The organism is Pedobacter endophyticus (assembly GCF_015679185.1).
In the GTDB taxonomy this organism is placed as follows: domain Bacteria; phylum Bacteroidota; class Bacteroidia; order Sphingobacteriales; family Sphingobacteriaceae; genus Pedobacter; species Pedobacter endophyticus.
The window spans coordinates 3,908,135-3,929,006 of the sequence record NZ_CP064939.1 but is presented as its reverse complement, the minus strand read 5'-3'; the positions used below and the strand labels follow the sequence as shown (position 1 = coordinate 3,929,006).

The window sequence follows — 20,872 nt, the reverse complement described above, 5'->3', positions numbered from 1 at the left end:
ATTCATGTTGTCATTTAATCAACGGTATAAGCGACTGTAATGTCGTTTAGTTTTATTAACAAATTGATGAATGTTTCTTTTTCCTTTTTGGTAAAGTGCTCATCAAGATATTCGTTAAATTTTCGAACTACGCCTTTTGCCAGTTGTTTCTTCTCTTTGCCAAAATCTGTCAGGTACACTTTTACTGAACGTTTATCGCCGATTGAAGTTTCCCGGTAAATCAGGTTAGCTTCTTCCATATTATTTAACATTCGCGATAAGCTTGTGGCTTTAACACCAAGCAGTGCGGCCAGGTTAGAAACAGCGGTACCGTCTTCATCGTTTATGTTAATGAGCATGTATCCAATTGCCTGGGTAATGCCGAAACTAGATGCCATTTGGTTGTACTTATTAAACATGTTTTGCCATGCAAACTTTACATGGTAATCTAATGTTTGATGTTGCTTCATCTTGATTATTTTATTATGCTTGCATAACAAAGCTAATAAATGTATTTTGTTAATGCAAAGGGAAAATTGATTTTATTGTCATAAAAAGTTGTTGTTGACCATATAGGCATAGAGGGCATATAGAGTTGAGGAGGGGGAATATCTCGTATCGATTGGATGCAGTGTTTTTGACCATATAGGCATTTAGGGCATATAGAGGGGTGGCGACCTAGTTCGGCTTAGTGAAGAAACATTCGGCTTCGCTTCACCCGGGGCTACACACGAGAAGATACAGCGTTTTTTAAACTGACATTGTGCTTCTAAAAAAGTTGTTAAATTCAGCAGAGACGCAATATCAACCAATTGTTGAACATATAGGCATAGAGGGCGTATAGAGGGATGGCGATTAGTTCGGCTTTGTGAAGAAGCGTTCAACTTAGCCCCGGGTGAAGCGATACCCTTGTGTCATTTATTTAAGGAAAAAACAAAAAACATTGTCATCCTGAGCGGAGTCGAAGGGCGATGTTTATTTGTTTTTTCCTACAGAAAGGTCTTCGACTGAGTTTATCTTGAGCATTTCGACTACGCTCAATACAAGCTCAAGTCGAAAGGCTCAGATCCGATAGCTCTCGGATGACACCCCTCGAGCTTAACTAAATAACATTAAGCAATACCCTGCAGCGAGGAGGCACGACGAAGCGAAGCGTAATAGCGGAATAGGGGAATAGGGGAATAGGGGAAGATACTGCGTTTCTTACACTGGCGTTGTGCTTCTAAAAAAATATCAAAATTCATCTGAGACGGAATATCAACTAATTGTTGACCATATAGGCATAGAGGGCATATAGAGGGGTAGCGATTAGTTCGGCTTTGTGAAGAAGCGTTCAATTTAGCCCCGGGTGAAGCGATACCCTTGTGTCATTTATTTAAGGAAAAAACAAAAAACATTGTCACCCTGAGCGGAGTCGAAGGGCGATGTTTATTTGTTTTTTCCTACAGAAAGGTCTTCGACTGAGTTTATCTTGAGCATTTCGACTACGCTCAATACAAGCTCAAGTCGAAAGGCTCAGATCCGATAGCTATCGGATGACACCCCTCGAGCTTAACTAAATAACATTGAGCGATACCATGCAGCGAGAAGGACAACGAAGCGAAGCATAATAGCGGCACTCGGGAAGATACTGCGTTTCTTACACTGGCGTTGTGCTTCTAAAAAATCAGATTCTGCTTAATGAACGATAACGTAGCTGGAACCCATCATTCGCCAAACAAAAAAAGCGCCCTTGATTAACTCAAGGACGCTTTGAAAGTATTTAAGGCCGACTAGTAAAGTGTAAACTCTACACGACGGTTTTGCTGACGGCCAGCTGCTGTTTTATTTGTAGCAATTGGCTGAGACTCACCGTAACCGATAGCTTCGATTCTTGAAGCGTTTGCTCCTTGAGAAACTAAATAAGCTTTTACCGATTCTGCTCTGTCTTTCGATAAACGCATGTTCAATGCATCAGAACCAGTGTTATCTGTGTGACCTGCTAATTTTAAGCTGAAGTTTTTGTTAATCAACAAACCTGCAACCCTGTTAAGCGAAGCATAAGATTTAGAACGGATTGTTGCTTTACCTAAATCGAATTCTAAGTTTTTAATTGCATCTGCAACAACTTTACGATCTTCTTCGGTAACGATTACTTTTGTAACAACTTTTTCTGGGGTTGCCAATGGGCAACCTGATCCGTCTACTACTGTTCCGGCTGGTGTACCTGGGCATTTATCCAATTTATCGGCAACACCATCGCCATCTGTATCTTTTAAGATATCGGCCATTTCTGAACGCAGTTTTGCATTTTCAGCTTTTTGTGCATCTAAATCTGATTTTAATGCGTTTGCTGTGTTTTTAGCAGCTAAGGCTTCATCGTAAGTTGCTGCAACCGGGTTGTGGAAAGCCAATTGTTTTCCGCTACCTAAGGCAAACTCTAAACCTGCATAAGCATAGTTATATTTGTCGTTGCTTCCTCTGTAATAACCGTCTAAGTTATCGCCATCTACAAAGTTGATTGTCCAACCTAAATCGAAGTTAACAGCATCAGAGATTTTAAATTTAGCACCTACGCCTACGGGAATAATCAATTCCTGAATGGTTTTATCGCCAGCGTATAAAGAGGTACCTGCCGATGTAGTGATTGTTGGCTTGTAACCTGCTAAACCTGCTCCAACTGAGGTATAGAGTTGTAAAGCATTTTCTTTTTTGAACATGTTGATATTAAACATGTTTACTACGGCGCTTAATGAACCCGAGTATTCTAACTGGGTATCGAAAGCACTTACTGGCGAAGAATTAACTCTTCCACTTTCGAAAGCCTCAGTGTTATCGCCTTTAAGTTTACCACGAACTCCATCTAAACGAAGTGAGAAATAGGGTGTAAATTGTTTTTTAATGTAAAGACCGTAGCCAAAGTTCGATTTGTTGTTACTAAAATCGTTTTTACCACCAAGTGGCGAAAGTGGTGTTAATACACCTGCGTTAACACCGATAGACCAGGTTCTGAACGTGGTTGCCGGAGCTTCTTGCGCCATAGCAGCTGAGCCGATCAATAAACCAGCTAGCGCAACTGGTAGTGTTTTGAATAATTGTAATTTCATAATTTTTAGTTATAACGTTGAATAAGCGTTGCACACTTCTTTACAATTGCCATACCAAAAATACGTTTCCGTAAAAATACTTACTAACTTATCAACATTAATAGCCAATAGCCTTGTCGTCGCCGCGTGGATCTGCCCCTCCCTGGTAATAGCCCCACTTTGTTTTTAAGATGGCATCGACCCTGCCAATCGGTCCGCGTTGTATAATATTGTAGCCTTTTTTCCTTAATTTTTCCACAGTTGTGCTATCAAGGGCATCTTTTTCTACAGCGACTTCATCGGGGAGCCATTGGTGGTGGAATTTCTTCGCGGCTACGGCGCCTTGCATAGACATGTTGAAATCGATTACATTAACGATGGTTTGAAACACGGATGTGATAATGGTTGAACCTCCGGGCGTGCCAACTACCATAAAGAGCTTGCCGTCTTTTTCTACAATGGTCGGTGTCATTGAGCTCAACATTCTCTTGTTCGGCGATATTGAATTGGCCTCGCCTCCTACCAGACCGTACATATTTGGTGCGCCGGGCTTTACGGAGAAGTCGTCCATTTCGTTGTTCAATAAAAAGCCTGCACCTTTTACGGCAACCAGCGATCCGTATGAACCGTTTAACGTTGTCGTGATGGAAACTGCATTGCCTTGGCGATCGACGATAGAAAAATGGGTTGTTTCTTCGTGCTCTGCTCCTTTTATCTGGCCGGCTAATAGCTTGCTGCTGGGTGTGGCGGCGTTCCAGTCGAAAGTGCTCATGCGATTTTTATTGTAGGCGGCATCTAACAAGCCTGTTTGGGGCACGGGATAAAAATCAGGGTCGCCCAGGTGCGTTGCACGGTCTGCATAAACCCGTCGTTCAGCCTCTACTATCACCTGCACGGTAGAATCGGCGTTATGACCCCATTTATTTAGGGGAAAAGGCTCTACAGATTGAAGCAATTGTACCAAAGCGATGCCTCCGCTGGAAGTTGGGGGCATTGTAATTATTTTATAACCTCTGTAGCTGCCGGTAATGGGTTTACGCCATGCTGAGTGATAGTTTTTAAGATCTTCTTTGGTGATGAGACCGTTGCCGCGTTTCATCTCACCTACAATAGAATCGGCAACTGCTCCTTCGTAAAAGCCAGCCCGGCCTTTCTCTTTAATTAAGCGTAAGGTGTTGGCCAGTTCTTTCTGGATCAATAAATCATCGGCTTTCCAGGTCGATTCGAGGTTTACAAATGCGGTTCCGTTGGGATTAAATTCCATCAACTTTCGATGGAGGCCGTTTAGTTCTCCTGCCTGGCGCTGGGTAATTTTGAAACCATTTTGGGCAAGGTTTATTGCTGGCTGCAACACTTCGGCCCAGCTTAATTTACCGTATTTTTTATGGGCTTCAACCATGCCATCTACCGAGCCGGGTACGCCTGCCGCCAAATGGCCATACAGGCTTTTGGTAACAATTGGGTTTCCTGCGGTATCGAGGTACATATCTCTGGTTGCGCTTCCGGCTGCTTTTTCTCTAAAATCGAGGGCGTTCACTTCGCCCGCGGCTGAACGGTAAACCATAAATCCGCCACCACCAATATTGCCTGCATTGGGATAAACTACTGCAAGGGCAAACTGTACGGCTACGGCAGCATCAACGGCATTACCGCCCTTTTTTAAGATTTCTATGCCAACTTCCGATGCTTCCGGATGAGCAGAAACTACCATTCCGTTTTTAAATTCGTCGCTATTGTGTTTACCGAGCTGCCCTGTGGCACAGCCAGAGCTAACGATTACCGTGAACAGGATGGCTGCTATCCTTACATTAACCAGGTGCTTTGTAGTTTTCTGCATCTTTATATATTTTCTCTATTATAGGGTTGTTTTTTTCTGTAATCACCTTTCTTTTCAAGCTGAGCTTGGGTGTTAACTCGCCACCATCTATACTCCACTCTTTTGGCAACAGCGCCAGCCTTTTTACCTGTTCCCACTTACCAAAGCCTGCATTGGCCGCCTCAATAACTTCGTTATACTTGGCCAAAACCTGTTCGTTTTTAATAATCTCTTCGTTGGTTGTAAACTTGATGCCTTTTTTTGCGGCCCAAGTTTTTAGTGTTTCAAAATTGGGTACAACCAACGCGGATGGGAACTTTCGGTTTTCGCCGAGCACCATGATTTGCTCGATAAATATCGACTCTTTATATTTATTTTCCAACGATTGGGGTGCAACATATTTTCCCCCGGCAGTTTTAAACATTTCTTTTTTCCGGTCTGTAATTTTTAAGAACTTTCCGTTGATCAGTTCGCCAATATCGCCCGTATGAAACCAGCCTTCGCTGTCTATCGTTTCGGCAGTTAGCCCGGGTTGGTTATAATAGCCTTTCATTACCTGATGGCCTCGTGTTAACACTTCTCCATCGGGAGCAATTTTTACTTCAACGCCTTTGATAACCTCGCCAACAGTCCCGAACATGGTACCCCCGAAATGATTAACGGTTATTACGGGTGAGGTTTCGGTAAGGCCGTAGCCCTCGAAAACAGGCATGCCAGCAGCCCAAAATATTCGGGCCAAACGCGGATTTAGTGCGGCACCTCCGGAAACGATAACTACAATTTCTCCACCCAGGGCTTCCTGCCATTTCTTAAAAACCAACTTCCGGGCGATGCCAAGCTTAAAGTTGTACCATGGGCCTGCATCAATAGTATAATTTTCTGCCAAGGCGAGGGACCAAAAGAAAATTGCTTTTTTTATGCCGGTTAGCGATTTGCCCTTTTCCATAATCTTATCGTACACTTTTTCGAGCAGCCTTGGCACGGTAGAAAATGCATTAGGTTTTACATGCTGAATATCGGCCACGATGGTTTCCATACTTTCGGCGTAATAAATGGCGGTATGGTTAAACAGATACAAATAGATGATCATTCGCTCGAAAATGTGCGACAAGGGCAAAAAGCTTAAACTTTTGTTTACACCATCGGGCATTACGACGGCCGAGTTTACAAAATTGGCCACGAGATTGTTATGGGTCAACATTACTCCTTTCGGCGTTCCGGTGGTGCCGGAGGTATAAATCAGCGTGAGAATATCTTCTGGCGCTACTTTGCTGCGGTAATCATCGAGATTGATTTGGGTAGCCTTCTTACCTTCTTCTATTAAGGTAGTCCAGCATTCGACATTGTTTATTTTATTGAAGCTAAATATTTTAATATCGGGATTTACGGCATTAACGCAAGGCTTAATTTTTTGGTACAAATCCTCATCAGCTACAAATAAGATGGTAATTTGGGCATCGGTAAGAATAAACTGAATATCGTGCTCGGCCAGCGTTGGGTACAAAGGAATTTGATAGGCACCAATTTGGTTGGCGGCAAAGTCGGCAATATTCCACTCGGGCCTGTTATGGCTCATAACGGCAACCCGTCCGCCCTTGCCGATACCGGCCTTGATTAGTCCGCGGCTCAAATTATCTACAGTATCGCAAAATTCCTGCGTACTATAATGAACCCATTTGCCATTAATTTTTCCACTGATAAATTGCTCTTTTGGTTGATCAAGGCTAATTCTTAACAAATCAAAAACCCTCGTTATTTCTGCAGCCATACGTTTAATATTATTTGGTTAAGTTAAAAAATTGAACTTAAAAATGTGTTCAACCGCTAATTTTTTAAACTAAAAGCGTTGTTGGTATTGCCTTAACAAAATTTAGTTCATCAAAAATTTAGTCCAATAAACTTACCAATAACAAAATTACTATGCAAGCATTGTTCTTTTATCTCAGCGAAGATTTTACGCAAAAAACAGAAACGGCATCAAAATTGTTAGTTCGATAGCTTTAAAAAATCATTTAAAATTATCTCTGTTATGAAAAAGTTATTTACAATTTTAGGATGCATTGCATTGTTCGCAATCTCGACAACAAGTGTTAAGGCACAAAACTACAAAACGGGCCTTGGTTTAGGCATCGATTTTGGTGACGGCGCAACTTTGGTTGGCCCATCTATCAGACACCACTTCAGTTCAAAAGCAGCCATACAAGGCGATGTTTTATTTGGTGGAAACTCTACAATTATTCAGGGCTTTTTACAATACAACTCGGCAATTCCGGGTGCATCGGGCCTTGATTGGTATTTAGGTGGTGGTCCTTCGGTACAATTGTACGATGGTGGATCGAGCTTTTACTTAGTGCCAATGGTTGGTTTAGATTACAAATTCTCGGGCGCACCGTTGGCTTTGGCCTTAGATTGGAGACCTAGACTTTATATCGGCGATAATGATAGCGATTTTAACGCCGGCAGATTTGGATTAGGATTTAGATATACTTTTTAGTCCGAAGTCGGGAAGTCCGAAAGTCCGAAGAAGCTGAAAGACTGAAGCGGAAAGACTAAAAGGAGTCCGAAGTCCGAAGTCTGAAAGTCCTAAGAAGCTGAAAGGCTAAAGCTGAAAGACCGAAGCTAAAAGCGGAAAGACTAAAGAAAGTCCGAAGTTGGGAAGTCTGAGAGTCCGAGGAAGCTAAAAGCTGTTCCAAAGGCATCCCATTGGGCAATTTCATTTGGTTGAGGTAAAACTAAGAAATATTGTCCCCCTGAGCATTTCGACTGGAGTTTATCTTGAGCGTAGACGAAAGGCTCAATACAGGCTCAGTCGAAGGGCAGATGTTAATAGATTTATCCGATAGAAAAAAGTCTTCGACTCCGCTCAGACTGACACCCGTCATGGTTAACTAAATGACATTGCCCTTTGGGAGGAAAATACTAAAGACTAAAGCCGAAATTTATCGAGCGCCTCGCTAATTTACGATTCGCATATTAGCTTATCGCTAACTCTTTCCCTCTGAGGAGGTTGGGTGGGGCTTAAAACAAAAATCCCGTGAGACACAGCTCTCACGGGATTTTTTTTATGAATTAAAAGTGTTGGCAAATAAAAAATTAGCGCTCAAGAGTTACTGATGACGATAACAATTGAGCCACTAATTTCCGAAACAAGATAAAGTTTTGGATGTTAAATTGTTTCTCATTATTTAGATCAACATAACCAACTAGTTCAAAAACTCAGCCAATAAAAAAACAGACTTCAGTGCCATAAAAACGAGGAATAAAGTGGGGTCAAAAAAGCAGCGAATATTTTTTCGCCCCAATTGTTCCCCAAAAATCCCCAATAAAAAAATCCCGTAAGGCATTGATAGCGCTCACGGGATTTTTTATTTGCGAAAAAGGCTAGTGACTGAAGACTTAGAACTCACGACTCCAAACTCCGAACTTAATTCCCCAACCATTTGGCTAAAACCGCTTTTTGAGCTGCTGTTGCGTTTTGGTTGATCGTCGCTTTTAGGCGCACGCTTGGGTTTTCTTTAAGGGTTAAAACAATTTCCTTAGCTAAGCCATCGCGTTTAACTTGTAGCTTTAAAGTTTCGCCAATTTTCTTGTTGGCAACTAATGGCAAGGTTTCCAAAGAAAGCATTGCGCTTCTTAACTTTATAGTAGCCAGTGCATCGAGCACAGTAACGCCGTCTACAGACACAATTTCGTCGTTTACGTTTAAGCCTCCAACCCAGGCGGCAGAATTTCGTGCTATCGATGTAACACTGATTGTACCGTCGTTGGTTAATTGGCCTGAAGCTCCCGTTACAGGTTTATTTGGCGTTGCGTTCTCGGTGCTTACATCAACACCCGCATAACCGAAATATTTTACATATTCAGGGTCTACAACACCGTTAACGTATTTGGCCCAAAAACTATCGAAACTGATGCCAGATACTTTCTCTACCATGGCCTTAAACTCTGCATCGGTATAACCACGTTTAAGGGTTTTGCACTGCAAGTACATGGCTTTCATTACATCATCTAAACTTTTGGCTCCTTTGGTGGCATTAATAATTTCAAGATCCATCAAAATGCCAATTACTTCACCTTTGTTATAATAAGAGATAGAATTATTTCTTGAGTTCTCATTCGGGCGATAACCAATGATCCAGGCATCGTAACTCGATGAGGCTGCAGATTGATATTTTGCGCCGGGCGTGTTCAGGACCGTTGCTATGCCACCAGCCAGGTCGTTTACAAATTTATCGGCATCGTTAAAACCGGCCCTGTGCATAAACTTGTTTTCGTAGTATGAGGTAAAGCCTTCGGCAACCCAAAGGTTTGTTGTATAATTCTCGTTATCGTAATCGAACGGCCCCAAAGCTACAGGACGGAGGCGCTTAACATTCCACAAGTGGTGATATTCGTGCGCAACAAGACCTAAAAAGCCTTTGTAACCTGCTTCGGTATTGTAGGCATTTCTAGATGCGCCGAGTGTTGTAGAGTTTAAATGCTCTAATCCACCTCCGCCTCTTAAAAAGTTGTGTACAATAAAAACATAGTGTTTGTTGGGGTTTTCGCCATAAACAGCGGTTGCCTCTTCAACAATTTTCGCCATATCTACTTTTAGCTTCTCCTTATCGTAATTACCGCCGCCGTACATGGCCACCTCATGGCGCACTCCTGCTGCCATAAACTCGAATACATCCTGGTTTCCAACCTCAATCGGGCTATCATACAAAATATCGAAATCGGGTGCAGTATAGGTAAAAGATTGACCAGCTACGGGCGCTAACCCTGTAGAAACCTTGCTCCAGGTTTTAAAAGGTATTATTTTTACGGTACTTGGCGATTTAATCATGCCTTCGGGATGCATAAAAATCGCGGTCGGAGATAGGAAGGCGTGCGACTCATCGATAAACGGGGTACGCACCGAAATCTCGAATGCATAAACGCGATAGTTGACCTGAATATTTGCGGCCTTATTAGAAAAAATCCTCCAAATATTCTTCCTTACTTTTTCAACTTTTACAGGCTTGCCAGCGGCTGTAGCACTAAATTCTTCTACACTTTTTTCAAATTCACGTATCAAATAAGAACCTGGTGTCCAAACGGGCATCTTCACATCAACATAATCCTTTGCCCATCCAGAAATATTCATCTGAACTTCGGCATAATGGGCCTGTGGTTCTTTAAAAGAAACCTCATAGCCAATTTTTACCTGTGCTTTCGCTGCCATAATACATGTTAGCAATAAAACTAAACTTAAAACTGATTTTTTATTAAACATATTGAGGGTGTTTTGCCACAAATTTATAAAATAAGTCGAGAAAAGTCCGAAAGTCCGAGGTCGAAGTGTCCGAAGTTTATTCGTTCATTAGTTCACTGGTTCTTCAGTCATCGGATGAATTCCTAACAGGGTCGCTAGATTCATCCGATGACTAATTGAATGCATTGGTTCACTGGTTCATTGGTTCTTCAGTCATCGGATGAATTCCTAACAGGGTCGCTAGATTCATCCGATGACTAATTGAATTCATTGGTTCATTGGCTCATTAGTTCACTGGTTCTTCAGTCATCGAATGAATTCCTAACAGGGTCGCTAGATTCATCCGATGACTAATTGAATTCATTGGTTCATTAGTTCGCTGGTTCTTCAGTCATCGGATGAATTCCTAACAGGGTCGCTAGATTCATCCGATGACTAGTTGAATGCATTGGTTCATTAGTTCGCTGGTTCTTCAGTCATCGGATGAATTCCTAACAGGGTTGCTAGATTCATCCGATGACTAATTGAATGCATTGGTTCATTAGCTAATTCGTCCAAAAGTTTGAGGTTGCGTGCAATGCCTCGCAAACAATTTTAGATTATTTCAGCTTCCAGAACTTTAGGCATCGTTATAAGGGCTCAGACTACCGCTCGAAAATTTCTTCGATAGGTTGCGGATTTGATGCGTTTGCCAACGGAATGTTAAGCAAAAAGGAAAGTGTAGGTGCCACTTGGGTTATGCTATGGAGCTTTATCGTCTCTCCTCTTGTAATACCATTTCCAAACCACAGTAAAGGCACGTGGGTATCGCTGTTAAATGCGGTTCCATGTGTGGTGCCAAACGGCAGTTCTTCCATCCAACCCGAATAGGTATGGTAAATAATGTCGCCAGATTGTGCCGGGTTATAGGTATTTTTTATGAAGGTTGAAAGCGTGCTGTTATCCAGGTTCCATTCGGGATCTCCGGGGATGAAAGCCTCCCTGATTCCATCAATCGATTGTAGAAATTTTACTGATGCTTCGAGTACATCTTCTTTTGAAGTATCGGTTTCACGGAAATAAATTTGTGTCTTGTCCATGTACGCGATATACTTATTGGGGCCAAACTCTTTTGATAAATGACTGTTCAATTTTTCTTTAATGGCCTTTGGATGATAAAATCCGCCCGGCAAATTGTTTGCTTGCAAAAAGCGGGGATGATCGCTGCCGGCATGATCGGATGTTAAGAATAAAGTATATTCATTTTTTCCCAGATGTGTGTCCAAAGCATTGAGGAGTAAGGCAATTTCCTGATCCATACGAACATAGGTATCCTCAATTTCTTTAGATCTGATTCCGAAGTTATGCCCTACATAATCTGTGCTGGAATAGCTAATGGTCAAAAAATCTGTTTCGGCTCCTTTGCCAAGGTTTTCTCCTTTAAGTGCAGCCAGGGCCAATGCTGTTAAGATGGTATTTCCGTACGGAACTTCGGTTAACAATGCGAAATCTCCATTTGTTTTGCGCAGTTCTTTTAAATCATAAGGAAAAACACTATTCTGTTTTCCTTTGAAGATCTTTTCGAAATTCTGGTGATCAGCCTTGCTGTTTATATACCTTTCCACAGGTAACGCTGTACTCCAAACCAGGTTTAATAATGAATCGGCCTTTTTCTTCTGATTAAACTGTTGCAGCCAAAGGGGTAATCTGTTCAAATAATAAGAACTGGTTATAAAATTTCCGTTCTTGCTGTTGTACCAAAATGCTGCATTGGCGAGGTGGCCGGCAGGAAAAATTGCTGCCCGATCTTTTAAAGAAATCCCGATAACTTTTGCCCTGTTATTGGTAAAAAGTTTCAGTTCGTCGGTTATGGTGGTGGTTTTTTGGTTTCTAGGGGAGCGAAAAAAGGTTTTGTCTTTCGTATTTTTTTGAGCATCATCATTATCAATTAATGCAGCGGTGGTATCTTCAGCGCAATACATAATTTTCTTCGTATCTCTGTTATACCAATGGTTTGATACGATACCATGGTTGGATGGCGTAGTGCCCGTATAAACCGATGCGTGGCCCGGCCCGGTAGCGGTAGGCACATAATTGTAATGTGTGTTCTTTACATTAAATCCGGTTTTCATCAATCGCTTAAAGCCATTCTCGCCGTAATTGTCCTTAAATCTATAAAGGTATTCTGCCCGCATCTGATCTATAATGATACCCACCACAAGCTTCGGCTTTTTATCTTGTTGGGCGCAAACAGTTTGGTTAAGGCCAAATAGGATGATGATAATAAATTTTAGATGGTGTTTCATTTCTTCTATTGCTCAGGTGCTAATTTTTATGGTTGTTTTTGCCTGGTCTTCGCTTGTTCTTTTCACTAGTCGATGCTATGATATGGGCCAAATACTTTCTTTACACGCGTTTCGGGCAGGCTATCATCTAAAACGATCACTTCGTAGGTTTTACCGCCGGGATGTACCCTTACCAGGATATGCCCTTGCGTACTTTTGTAGCTGTTTACCAACCACGGACCGTAAACAACCTTAAGCTCATCAAATAAATTGGTGGCAAAAATAGCCCGCGGCTCGGCCTGTTCATTACGATCGATAAGACGATGAAAAACCTCCTGCCCGGGATGATCTGAGCACCAGGATTGCTGCACAACAACTTTAGGATTTAGAGTCTTCAAGAAAAAAGCGTTGGTGGCGTCTCTGTTTCCATGATGGTTGAGCGTGGTTACCTCCACTTTCCCGACAGCCTTGGCCATGGGCGTTTCTACATCAAACCAGGCGGGCAGCCCAAATCCCTGGAGCCCCGTATTGTCGCCTCCGGTAAAATAATCAAAAGGTCCGTAAGCGATCTTTATGGCCAGGCTCAAGGTATTTTCGTTGAATTTGCCCTTGTAAAAAGTTGTGATATCATTAGCGGTAAAATGCGGCACTGTATTTTCTCCAAGGCCTGTCCAGATGTCGGCATTGGATTTGACATTGCGCACACTGAATGTTGGATAGCGCTCTGCCCCGGTTTTTAGCGTGATCTGTGTGTTGCTGCCGGCTTTAAGCGACTCGGTTTTAACTTTTGAATGCTCAATAAACGCCAGGTATTTTTTAAAGTCGTTATCTGCTTGTAGGTAGGTTTTTAAATCGACGGGAAAATCGTAATCAGGATAATTGCGGTCTATTATTTTTTTGATTGGGATCGTTCTGCCTAAATCGACCAAGCTGCCATAATGATCATCGTGAAAATGCGATACCAGTGCATAATCAATTTTCGGCTGTTTAATGTTATACAAACGATCTTTGATATACTTGGCGATCCATTGGCTTGCAGAGCGTGAAGAATCAGGCTTTGGTGATGTTGTTTTCATGGGCGCATATTTTGCCCCAAATCGTTTTTGGTTCAGGTTACCTGCGTCAAAAAGCAAAGTTGTTCCATCAGGAAAAATCATAAAACAGGCATCTCCACTTCCGGTATTAATATGGTGGATATCTAAGTAACCATCCTGCCATTCAACAAGCTTCGTATACTTACTCGTGTCACTGGGTTTTTTATGGCTTTCAGCGGCCTGATGATCCTGTTTACCCTTGTAAACAAACCCCTGGTTAGCAATTGGGCTATTACTTTGCGCTTCGGCAACTGTTGCCAGTATACTGATAAACCAAAAAAATAACAGGCCAGTAATTTTGTCTTTTTTCATTTCAGATTGAATTGTGAACGCTAAGAAGACTCAACAATGGATAGCCGCAGCTGAGAACCGAATGCCCGCGTTCTTATTGGCTCTTCGAAACTTCGGCCGCGCTAATCTCTTTATGATCTACCTTTTTATTTGTACAACATTTTAACCCAGATATACGGGTGGTCGGAAATGTTAGCGTCAAATTTGCTATAGCCATCAACTGCTTTTATTTCTGAAGCACCATTGTATAAGATATGATCGATTCTACCTGGCTTGTAAGGGTCTATACGACTGGAAAGATTGGTGAGATCGTCTAATGCATCTTTTAGTCCTTTACCCTTTAGGTAAAGCATGGTTGCGCCTGAGGGAACGTTATTAAAATCGCCCATCACCAATATGTTGGGCGATGTTTCCTTCGAAAGCACCTGATCTGCAAAATACTTGTGAACCGAACCCTCTGCATTGCTGCTGCCTGGCACATGCAAAGCATAAATTGCAAACGGCTTGTTTTTGATCACTGTATTTACCTTAACCACACTTGATGGAGAAAATCCGCTTCCTTGCAAGGCAATATCCTCGGGATTTGAGAGCGGGGTTTTGCTTAAAACGGCCTTTAGTTTACCGTGGTATTTGCCTGAAATATCGGTGCCCCAGTCTTTCCAATGGTTTGCTGATGAAATAGTACCCAGTTTCCAGTAAGGCATATCTAAGGTTTCTGCAACAAGTGCCACAAAATCTTTATTCATCGAATTTTGGTCAATCAACGTTGGGCATTCGGTAAGCGTTAACACATCCAGGTTAAGCGGCTTTAATTTTTGAGCAATTACTGTTGCAGATGCACGCTGCCCTACGCCCACATTTAAGGTAGCTACAGTTAAGCAATTTCCGCTTTTGCAGGGGTCGGCAATAACAGGTTTCTCGGTAAAAGGATCTGTACCCTTACCACAGCCCATGCTTCCCAATAAGACTATTGAAAGCAAGAAAGTCGAAAAAATTTTATTAAGATTCATATCTGTCTTTTTTAGTTATTAATAGGCCAATGGTGAGAACCAATCGGCCGGTTGGTGTTGTTAAAGAAACTGTTCAACAGGTGGAATTTTGTGCGGCAACTTATCGCCGCAGCATGTATCAACCTAATTTGAAACAGCCCTTTCTATTTTTGTCTCGGTGTAATTTTTTAAGCGCTGGCCAGGTTTGCAAATCAATACATCCTAACTTGCTCTGGTAACTCATTTTGCTATTTAGCGCATGTGCCGGTGGCAATTTGCTGTACAGTTGGGTTATATCCATTCTGTGCAATAACCACGGTGCGTCCGCCCGCGGGCAACGAAAACAGGTTTTTCAGTGCACAAAAATCAGTTAGTAGCGGGTTCTTTCCATCGTTGGCAGAAGTACCACGATCTCCGATAAAAACGTCTTTAACCTCTATAAGATTATCAAATCCTGAAAGCGATTTAACAACGGCGTTGTCGTAAAAATACAAGTTGCCTTCAATTTTTGTAAGCTGTTTTAATGCTTCAACAGAAGTTAAGGCTGCATTTTTCCTAATCCATAAATTGCCGCTAATGGTGCGTAGTTTTTCTAATCCGGCCAAACTGGTAAGCGCAGTATTTTTATCCAGAATTTCGAGGTTTTTACCAACGGTTCGAAGGTTTTTCAGCTTTGACAAGTTGGTAATGTCAGCACCGCTTATTCTTAGCCTGCCGCTGATTTTTGTATACAAAAGCGGGAGCGCATCTAACTGCTCTTGTTTTTCAATCGTTAAATCGTCATCGTAAAGCACCTCGGGCTCAACAAATAATGCTTCGGGTTTTGCGTTTACGATGGCCGGCAACGATCTTACCTTATTGTTATCAACCCACACTACGGTAAAGCGATAATCGATATTCGGGTCAAGATCACTAAACACTACAGAGTCTTTTGTTTGTTCTTTGATTACTGATAATCCATCGCCGGGATAATAGCTGATCCAATAAGAACCAAAATTACCGGAGTTAACTGGTGTCCATTTTACCGTTACCTGATCTATTCCCGGCTTAGCTGTTACGGCCAGCGCCTCGGGCTGTGAAATTGAGTCTTTTTTCGAACAAGACCATATGAACATCGTCGCGATTAAGAATGCCATGGTTTTAAATATGGAAATATCCATATTAAATGCCTTTCTGAATTGATTAATATCCTTCATTTTGTTTGATTTTAGTTGGGTTAATATCTATCTGGGCTAGCGGAATCGGATAAACTGCGTTATTTTGTGAAACGGTAAAAGGGCCAGCTTCCTGACTGGAGCTATTCATTACGGAAACAAATTTGCCAGTCCTTACCAAATCAAACCAGCGGTGATTTTCAAAGGCGAGTTCAAATCTCCTTTCTTTTGCCACGGCATCTCTAAAACTGCTTTGATTGGGCAACATTGCCGGGGTGTAATTGCTCAATCCTGCCCTGTTGCGTATTTGGTTGATTAATTTAAAGGCCTCTCCATTTGCGTCGGCACTATAACCTTGCTCGTTAAGCGCCTCGGCCAGCATCAGCAAAACATCTGCATATCTTAAAACAACAACATTCACATCCGAATCGTTAGGCCCTTTGGGTTCGGTAATGTATTTCTTCGGGTATAATTTGCCGTTAACTTCGCCTATGGTTACTGCTTTACGCAAATCGTTGGCTGCATAAGCATCGCGAAGTTCTTTTGTGGGCGAGTTGTGCCCCGAGGGTGTGCCGATGTTGTTTACTATGGAGTTTGCACCAAGTGGCGTAAACAGGTTTGTTAAGGCCGTTCCTTCGCCACCAATACCGCCAGTAAACTGAATTTCGAAAATGGATTCTTTGCTGTTTTCAAACTGAGGGCCGAACACCTGCGCATAACTGCCAACAATCTCATATCCGTAGCCATTAAGGGCCCGTAAAGTGGTAATGCAAGGCCCATATTTATTTTGGGTAAGGTATACTTTTCCTAACAAGGCCTGTGCAGCACCTTTGGTTGCCCTGCCTACCTGCGATTGGGCAATAGGCAAAAAGTTGGCTGCAGTTTGCAAATCGGTTTCAATTTGGGCGTATATAGTGGCTGCCGCTGTTTTTCCAATATCAAAATAATCAAAGGGGTTAACAGTTTCCTTAAGCACCAATGGCACGTCGCCCCAAATCCGCACCAGGTTAAAATAAGTTAGCGCCCTGATAAACAAGGCCTCGCCCTTGCGAACGTCTTTAAGGTTTTGGCTCATCCCCGGGATGGCATCAATCCGGTTTATAACAATGTTGCAGCTTTGAATGCCTTTGTAACAATCCGTCCAGGTTTCGTTCAGCACCGAATTGCTTGGGTTGATATTGAAGACCTCGAACTCGCCAAAGCTTCCTCCTCTTGTCGTTAAACCAGTTTCGACAGAATTGTCTGCACGCACTTCCATAAAAAAATGGAAATTTTCTCCGTATTGTCCTTCAGATTGTAAAAAGGCATAAGCCGAGGTTACTACCTGTTCTATATCATTTTGGTTTCTATAGAAATTTTCTGTCGTAAAACTGGATTGCGGTGCTATATCTAGCTCTTTTTCGCACCCCATAGCCATAATGGACAGCATTATTATTAAAATCTTTTTCATCTTTTCTTAAAAATTTACGTTAACGCCTAAAACAACCGACCGCTCTAAGGGGAAATTACCTAATGTAACGCCGGGCTGAAGTGGATTACCTCCGCTTTGTTCGGGGTTGTACCCTCTGAAACTTGTGAACGTGAAAGGGTTTTTCGCTGTGGCGTAGATCCTGATATTATCTAAAAATAATTTCTTAATCAGTTTTTTATCTAATGTTACGCCGAGCGTAATGTTTCGTACACGCAGGTAAGACGCATCGTCTACAAAAAGATTTGACTCTCGATGTAATATGTTTGAACGCGACCCGGGGGCGGCATATTTGCCTGGATTTTCCAGGCTCCGCCAGGCATTTTCATAATAATCTTTGGTATGGTTGCCCCAGGGTTGGTGGTCGTATAAAACCGTTCCAACCATTCTATCGCGAACGGTTACTCCTTGTACGCCCTGCAAACTGAAGTTGAAATCGAAGTATTTATATTTTAGTGTGCTCGAAAAGCCCCAGGTATAATCTGGCCAGTACGTGCCCAAACTTGTGCGGTCATCGCTGCTTATTATTCCGTCGTTGTTAAGGTCTGCAAAGATGTATTCGCCTATGTTGGCTTCGCCCCCAAACCTGGGGAAATTGACTACTTCCTGTTGTGTTTCATAAATTCCTATGATTTTATAACCATAGTGCGCACCAACGGGCTTGCCTACCTCGGTAATGTTCATACCAGAAATTATTCTGGTTTGGCCCGGCCCCAGCGATATTGTTTTATTTCTGTTGAAAGAAATATTGGCTGTAGAGCTGATTTGTAGCTGGCCAACTTTGGTTTGATAGGTCATACTCGATTCGATACCCTGGTTTCTTATCTTACCGATATTTTGCAACGAGCTTTCAAAACCTGAATATCCCGGCACTGGTACATTTAAAAGCAAGCCATCTGTATTTGTTCGATAGGCATCGATGCTTACCGACAATTTGTTCTTGAAAAAGGAAGCATCGAGCCCTAAATTGGTTGTGGTTGATTCTTCCCAGGATAGATCGCTGTTTGGCGAGGTACCTGGCCTGAGTCCATTGGCTATGGAACCATTAAAAGTGTAGTTGGCCGAGCCTAACAGCGCCAGTGAACCAAAATCTGCGATTTGATTATTACCGGTTACACCCCAGCTGCCCCTGAACTTTAACGAAGAAAAAGCATCGCTCTTTGGAAAGAAATCTTCCTGATCAACCCGCCACCCTACTGAAACCGAGGGAAAAATACCAAACTGGGTATTGTTGCCAAACCTGGACGAGCCATCCCTCCTAATTGCTGCAGATAGCAAATATTTGTTTTCATAATCGTATTGTACCCTGCCCAGGTAAGAAATTAAGGCCCATTCGGTAATGCTTGATTCGGCAGAATTGATAATCGTTGCTGCATTAAGGGTTTCTACTTCATCATTGGGATATCCTTGTCCGGAAATGCCGTTTTTCTCGATGTTCTCTTTTTGTATGGAATAGCCAAGCAGAACTTCGAGGTTGTGTTTATCATTAAATCTTTTTTTGTAATTAAGCGTATTTTCGCTTACCCAATTGTTAATTCGAAAAGTGCTCGACCTTCCCTGGGCAACTGTTGGTGCAGCGGCTCGGTAAATTCCTAAGTAAGAGGGCCTGAAATAATTAGAACGCGAAGAAATGGTATATCCGCCAAAGTAGGTTTTGGCTGTTAAGCCCTCAATAATCTCGTACTCCAAAAAAGCGCCTCCCAATAATCGGCTATCTTCTCTGGTGTCGGTTGTTATATCTGATACCGCCACCACATTTTCGGCATCCGGAAGCCCGTAAAGTGCGGCCTGCTTAATCTGTTCGCTGATGGAATAGGAACCATCAGGATTATAAACGGGGAAAAATGGATGGGAATTGATTCCCATCGAAACCGGTGAATCTTCCCAACCTTCAACAATTTTATTTTGTTTGGAAATGGACGGTGTCAAATTAATGCCGAACGTTAACTTATCGCTAAATTTTGTTTTCAAGTTTACCCGGGCAGAGTAGCGCTTAAAATCAGAGCCCACAACAATGCCTCCTTGATCAAAGAAATTAGCGGAAACAAAAAAAGTTGTGTTCTCATTTCCGCCGCTGGCGTTTATCTCATGACTTTGGATTGGGGCACTTCTAAAGATAGCATCTTGCCAATCGGTATTAATCAATCCCTTTTGTCCATCGAGGTAGGGCAGGATATAGTTTGGAATCAGCACTTCTGTATTGGAGGTGTTGCCTTCTCTTATCTCGTTTGAATCGTTCGCAGAAGCGCCCGGAACTGTGCGCAAATAAACTTTATCGCGTGCTTCTTTTAATAGTTGCGCCAATTCGTAACCATCTAATAAATCGAGCTTTTTGGCCACATTTTGTATGCCGTAAGAGCCGTTGTACGTAAATTTGGTTTTTCCCTGCACTCCCTTTTTAGTGGTGATTAATATTACCCCGTTAGAGGCCCTCGAACCATAAATTGCGGCAGAAGCTGCATCTTTTAGTACTTCAACGGAAGCAATATCGGTAGGATTAATTGATTGTATACTAACATCTTCAGATAAGGGAAGTCCGTCCAGAACAATCAGCGGATCGGTTCCGGCGGTTAAGGTTGCCACGCCCCGAATGCTGATATTGGGTGCCGAGCCAGGTGCGCCCGTATTTTGGGTAACCTGAACTCCAGCTAGCTTGCCAGCCAATGCCTGTGCTACATCTGTAAATGGTACATCTTTTATGGCATCGGCCTTTAATGAAGCTATTGACCCGGTTACCTTTACTTTACTTTGACTTCCGTAGCCAATTACCACAACTTCATCGAGTTTTCCGGCATCTGTAAGCAAAACAATAGCAAGGGTGGTTCGATTATTGAGATTAACCTCCTGAGAAACAAAGCCGAGAAATGAGAAAACCAAAACGGCATCGGGCTTTGACACGCTGATCGAAAACTTACCCGCCAAATCGGCCTGCGTACCATTTTTAGTTCCTTTTTCAAAAACGGTTGCGCCGGGCAAAACCCCACCCTTTTCATCAGTAATGGTTCCGGTAACCCGAATCTGACGCTTGCCTTGAGTTGTTTCGGGTCCGGCTGGCAAAGTGGGTTGCCTTTTTACAATCACGGTTTCATTCGCAGTAAATTCGTAAGTCAGCTTATTGGGCAACAAACATTTATCCAACAAATCATTAACCTTCATTACGCCTTTCTTTAGCGCAACTTTCGGTGCATCTTTAATCAGGTCGTGCCTGTAAATAAACTTATAATTGGTTTGCTTGTTTATGAGCTTATAAATTTCTTTGATGCTTAATGTTTGGTTTTTTTGAATGGTTATCTCTGCATTTTGCGAAAAACCTTTGTTTGAGGCAAACGCAAAACTTATGGTACAGCAGAAAAAAATTAGGATTCTCATAGCAGATTTCAGGAACAGCAGCACGCCATAAAAAGCATGCCCGTTCATAAATTTAAAATTCATAAATTTGGTTAGTTTAGTTAAAAATCGGTTTAATTAAATGTCAGGAGGAAAAAGGTTATTACGGTCCAATGTGTTAGCCTTTTC

General features: G+C 42.3%; 12 protein-coding genes. 1 reads left to right on the top strand and 11 read right to left on the bottom strand.

The annotated features are described in order from the left end of the window. Window positions 1-14: 14 nt before the first annotated feature. The 4 genes from IZT61_RS15940 to IZT61_RS15925 all read right to left on the bottom strand — a co-directional run bounded on the left by IZT61_RS15940 (window position 15) and on the right by IZT61_RS15925 (window position 6,628). Entirely contained in the window at window positions 15-449 is a 435-nt protein-coding gene (locus IZT61_RS15940; protein ID WP_196098041.1) for a MarR family winged helix-turn-helix transcriptional regulator, read from the bottom strand. 1,302 nt (window positions 450-1,751) lie between these two features. Then, entirely contained in the window at window positions 1,752-3,065 is a 1,314-nt protein-coding gene (locus IZT61_RS15935) for an OmpA family protein (protein WP_196098040.1), read from the bottom strand. Window positions 3,066-3,162: 97 nt separating this feature from the next. Next, the gene (ggt, locus tag IZT61_RS15930; RefSeq protein WP_196098039.1) at window positions 3,163-4,881 is read right to left on the bottom strand and encodes a gamma-glutamyltransferase; all 1,719 of its coding nucleotides are present in this window, start codon (window positions 4,879-4,881) and stop codon (window positions 3,163-3,165) included. Further along, entirely contained in the window at window positions 4,853-6,628 is a 1,776-nt protein-coding gene (locus tag IZT61_RS15925; protein ID WP_196098038.1) for an AMP-dependent synthetase/ligase, read from the bottom strand. The genes ggt and IZT61_RS15925 overlap by 29 nt, the downstream gene beginning before the upstream one ends. Before the next feature lie 261 nt (window positions 6,629-6,889). On the opposite strand from IZT61_RS15925, the gene IZT61_RS15920 reads away from it, so the two are divergent. Next, window positions 6,890-7,354 (top strand): hypothetical protein, encoded by a 465-nt coding sequence (locus IZT61_RS15920; RefSeq protein ID WP_196098037.1) that lies wholly within the window; start codon window positions 6,890-6,892, stop codon window positions 7,352-7,354. Between the two features lie 930 nt (window positions 7,355-8,284). On the opposite strand, the gene IZT61_RS15915 is transcribed toward IZT61_RS15920, so the two are convergent. The 7 genes from IZT61_RS15915 to IZT61_RS15885 form a co-directional block, all read right to left on the bottom strand. Continuing rightward, window positions 8,285-10,066 carry a M61 family metallopeptidase gene (locus IZT61_RS15915; protein WP_230383725.1) on the bottom strand — a complete coding sequence of 594 codons (1,782 nt, stop codon included), beginning with the start codon at window positions 10,064-10,066 and terminating at the stop codon, window positions 8,285-8,287. A 674-nt stretch (window positions 10,067-10,740) separates the two neighbouring features. Next, window positions 10,741-12,381, bottom strand: coding sequence for an alkaline phosphatase PafA (gene pafA / locus IZT61_RS15910; protein WP_196098035.1), 1,641 nt, complete (start codon window positions 12,379-12,381; stop codon window positions 10,741-10,743). 65 nt (window positions 12,382-12,446) lie between these two features. Beyond that, a complete protein-coding gene (locus tag IZT61_RS15905) occupies window positions 12,447-13,766 on the bottom strand; it encodes a ComEC/Rec2 family competence protein (protein WP_196098034.1) in 1,320 nt (439 codons plus the stop codon). Between the two features lie 125 nt (window positions 13,767-13,891). Then, window positions 13,892-14,755: an endonuclease/exonuclease/phosphatase family protein gene (locus tag IZT61_RS15900; RefSeq protein WP_196098033.1), complete on the bottom strand. Its 864-nt coding sequence runs from the start codon at window positions 14,753-14,755 to the stop codon at window positions 13,892-13,894. A 227-nt stretch (window positions 14,756-14,982) separates the two neighbouring features. Then, window positions 14,983-15,930, bottom strand: a complete 948-nt coding sequence (locus IZT61_RS15895) for a fibronectin type III domain-containing protein (protein ID WP_196098032.1) — start codon at window positions 15,928-15,930, stop codon at window positions 14,983-14,985. Then, window positions 15,917-17,338, bottom strand: a complete 1,422-nt coding sequence (locus tag IZT61_RS15890; RefSeq protein ID WP_196098031.1) for a RagB/SusD family nutrient uptake outer membrane protein — start codon at window positions 17,336-17,338, stop codon at window positions 15,917-15,919. The genes IZT61_RS15895 and IZT61_RS15890 overlap by 14 nt, the downstream gene beginning before the upstream one ends. 6 nt (window positions 17,339-17,344) lie before the next feature. Then, window positions 17,345-20,788, bottom strand: coding sequence for a SusC/RagA family TonB-linked outer membrane protein (locus IZT61_RS15885; protein WP_196098030.1), 3,444 nt, complete (start codon window positions 20,786-20,788; stop codon window positions 17,345-17,347). Between the last annotated feature and the right edge of the window lie 84 nt (window positions 20,789-20,872).

Coding starts and splice junctions, on each gene's coding strand:
- ggt (WP_196098039.1), bottom strand. CDS start 4,881: ATGCAGAAAACTACAAAGCACCTGGTTAATGTAAGGATAGCAGCCATC.
- IZT61_RS15925 (WP_196098038.1), bottom strand. CDS start 6,628: ATGGCTGCAGAAATAACGAGGGTTTTTGATTTGTTAAGAATTAGCCTT.
- IZT61_RS15915 (WP_230383725.1), bottom strand. CDS start 10,066: ATGGCAGCGAAAGCACAGGTAAAAATTGGCTATGAGGTTTCTTTTAAA.
- IZT61_RS15895 (WP_196098032.1), bottom strand. CDS start 15,930: ATGAAGGATATTAATCAATTCAGAAAGGCATTTAATATGGATATTTCC.
- IZT61_RS15890 (WP_196098031.1), bottom strand. CDS start 17,338: ATGAAAAAGATTTTAATAATAATGCTGTCCATTATGGCTATGGGGTGC.
- IZT61_RS15920 (WP_196098037.1), top strand. CDS start 6,890: ATGAAAAAGTTATTTACAATTTTAGGATGCATTGCATTGTTCGCAATC.
- IZT61_RS15935 (WP_196098040.1), bottom strand. CDS start 3,065: ATGAAATTACAATTATTCAAAACACTACCAGTTGCGCTAGCTGGTTTA.
- IZT61_RS15900 (WP_196098033.1), bottom strand. CDS start 14,755: ATGAATCTTAATAAAATTTTTTCGACTTTCTTGCTTTCAATAGTCTTA.
- IZT61_RS15905 (WP_196098034.1), bottom strand. CDS start 13,766: ATGAAAAAAGACAAAATTACTGGCCTGTTATTTTTTTGGTTTATCAGT.
- pafA (WP_196098035.1), bottom strand. CDS start 12,381: ATGAAACACCATCTAAAATTTATTATCATCATCCTATTTGGCCTTAAC.
- IZT61_RS15885 (WP_196098030.1), bottom strand. CDS start 20,788: ATGAATTTTAAATTTATGAACGGGCATGCTTTTTATGGCGTGCTGCTG.
- IZT61_RS15940 (WP_196098041.1), bottom strand. CDS start 449: ATGAAGCAACATCAAACATTAGATTACCATGTAAAGTTTGCATGGCAA.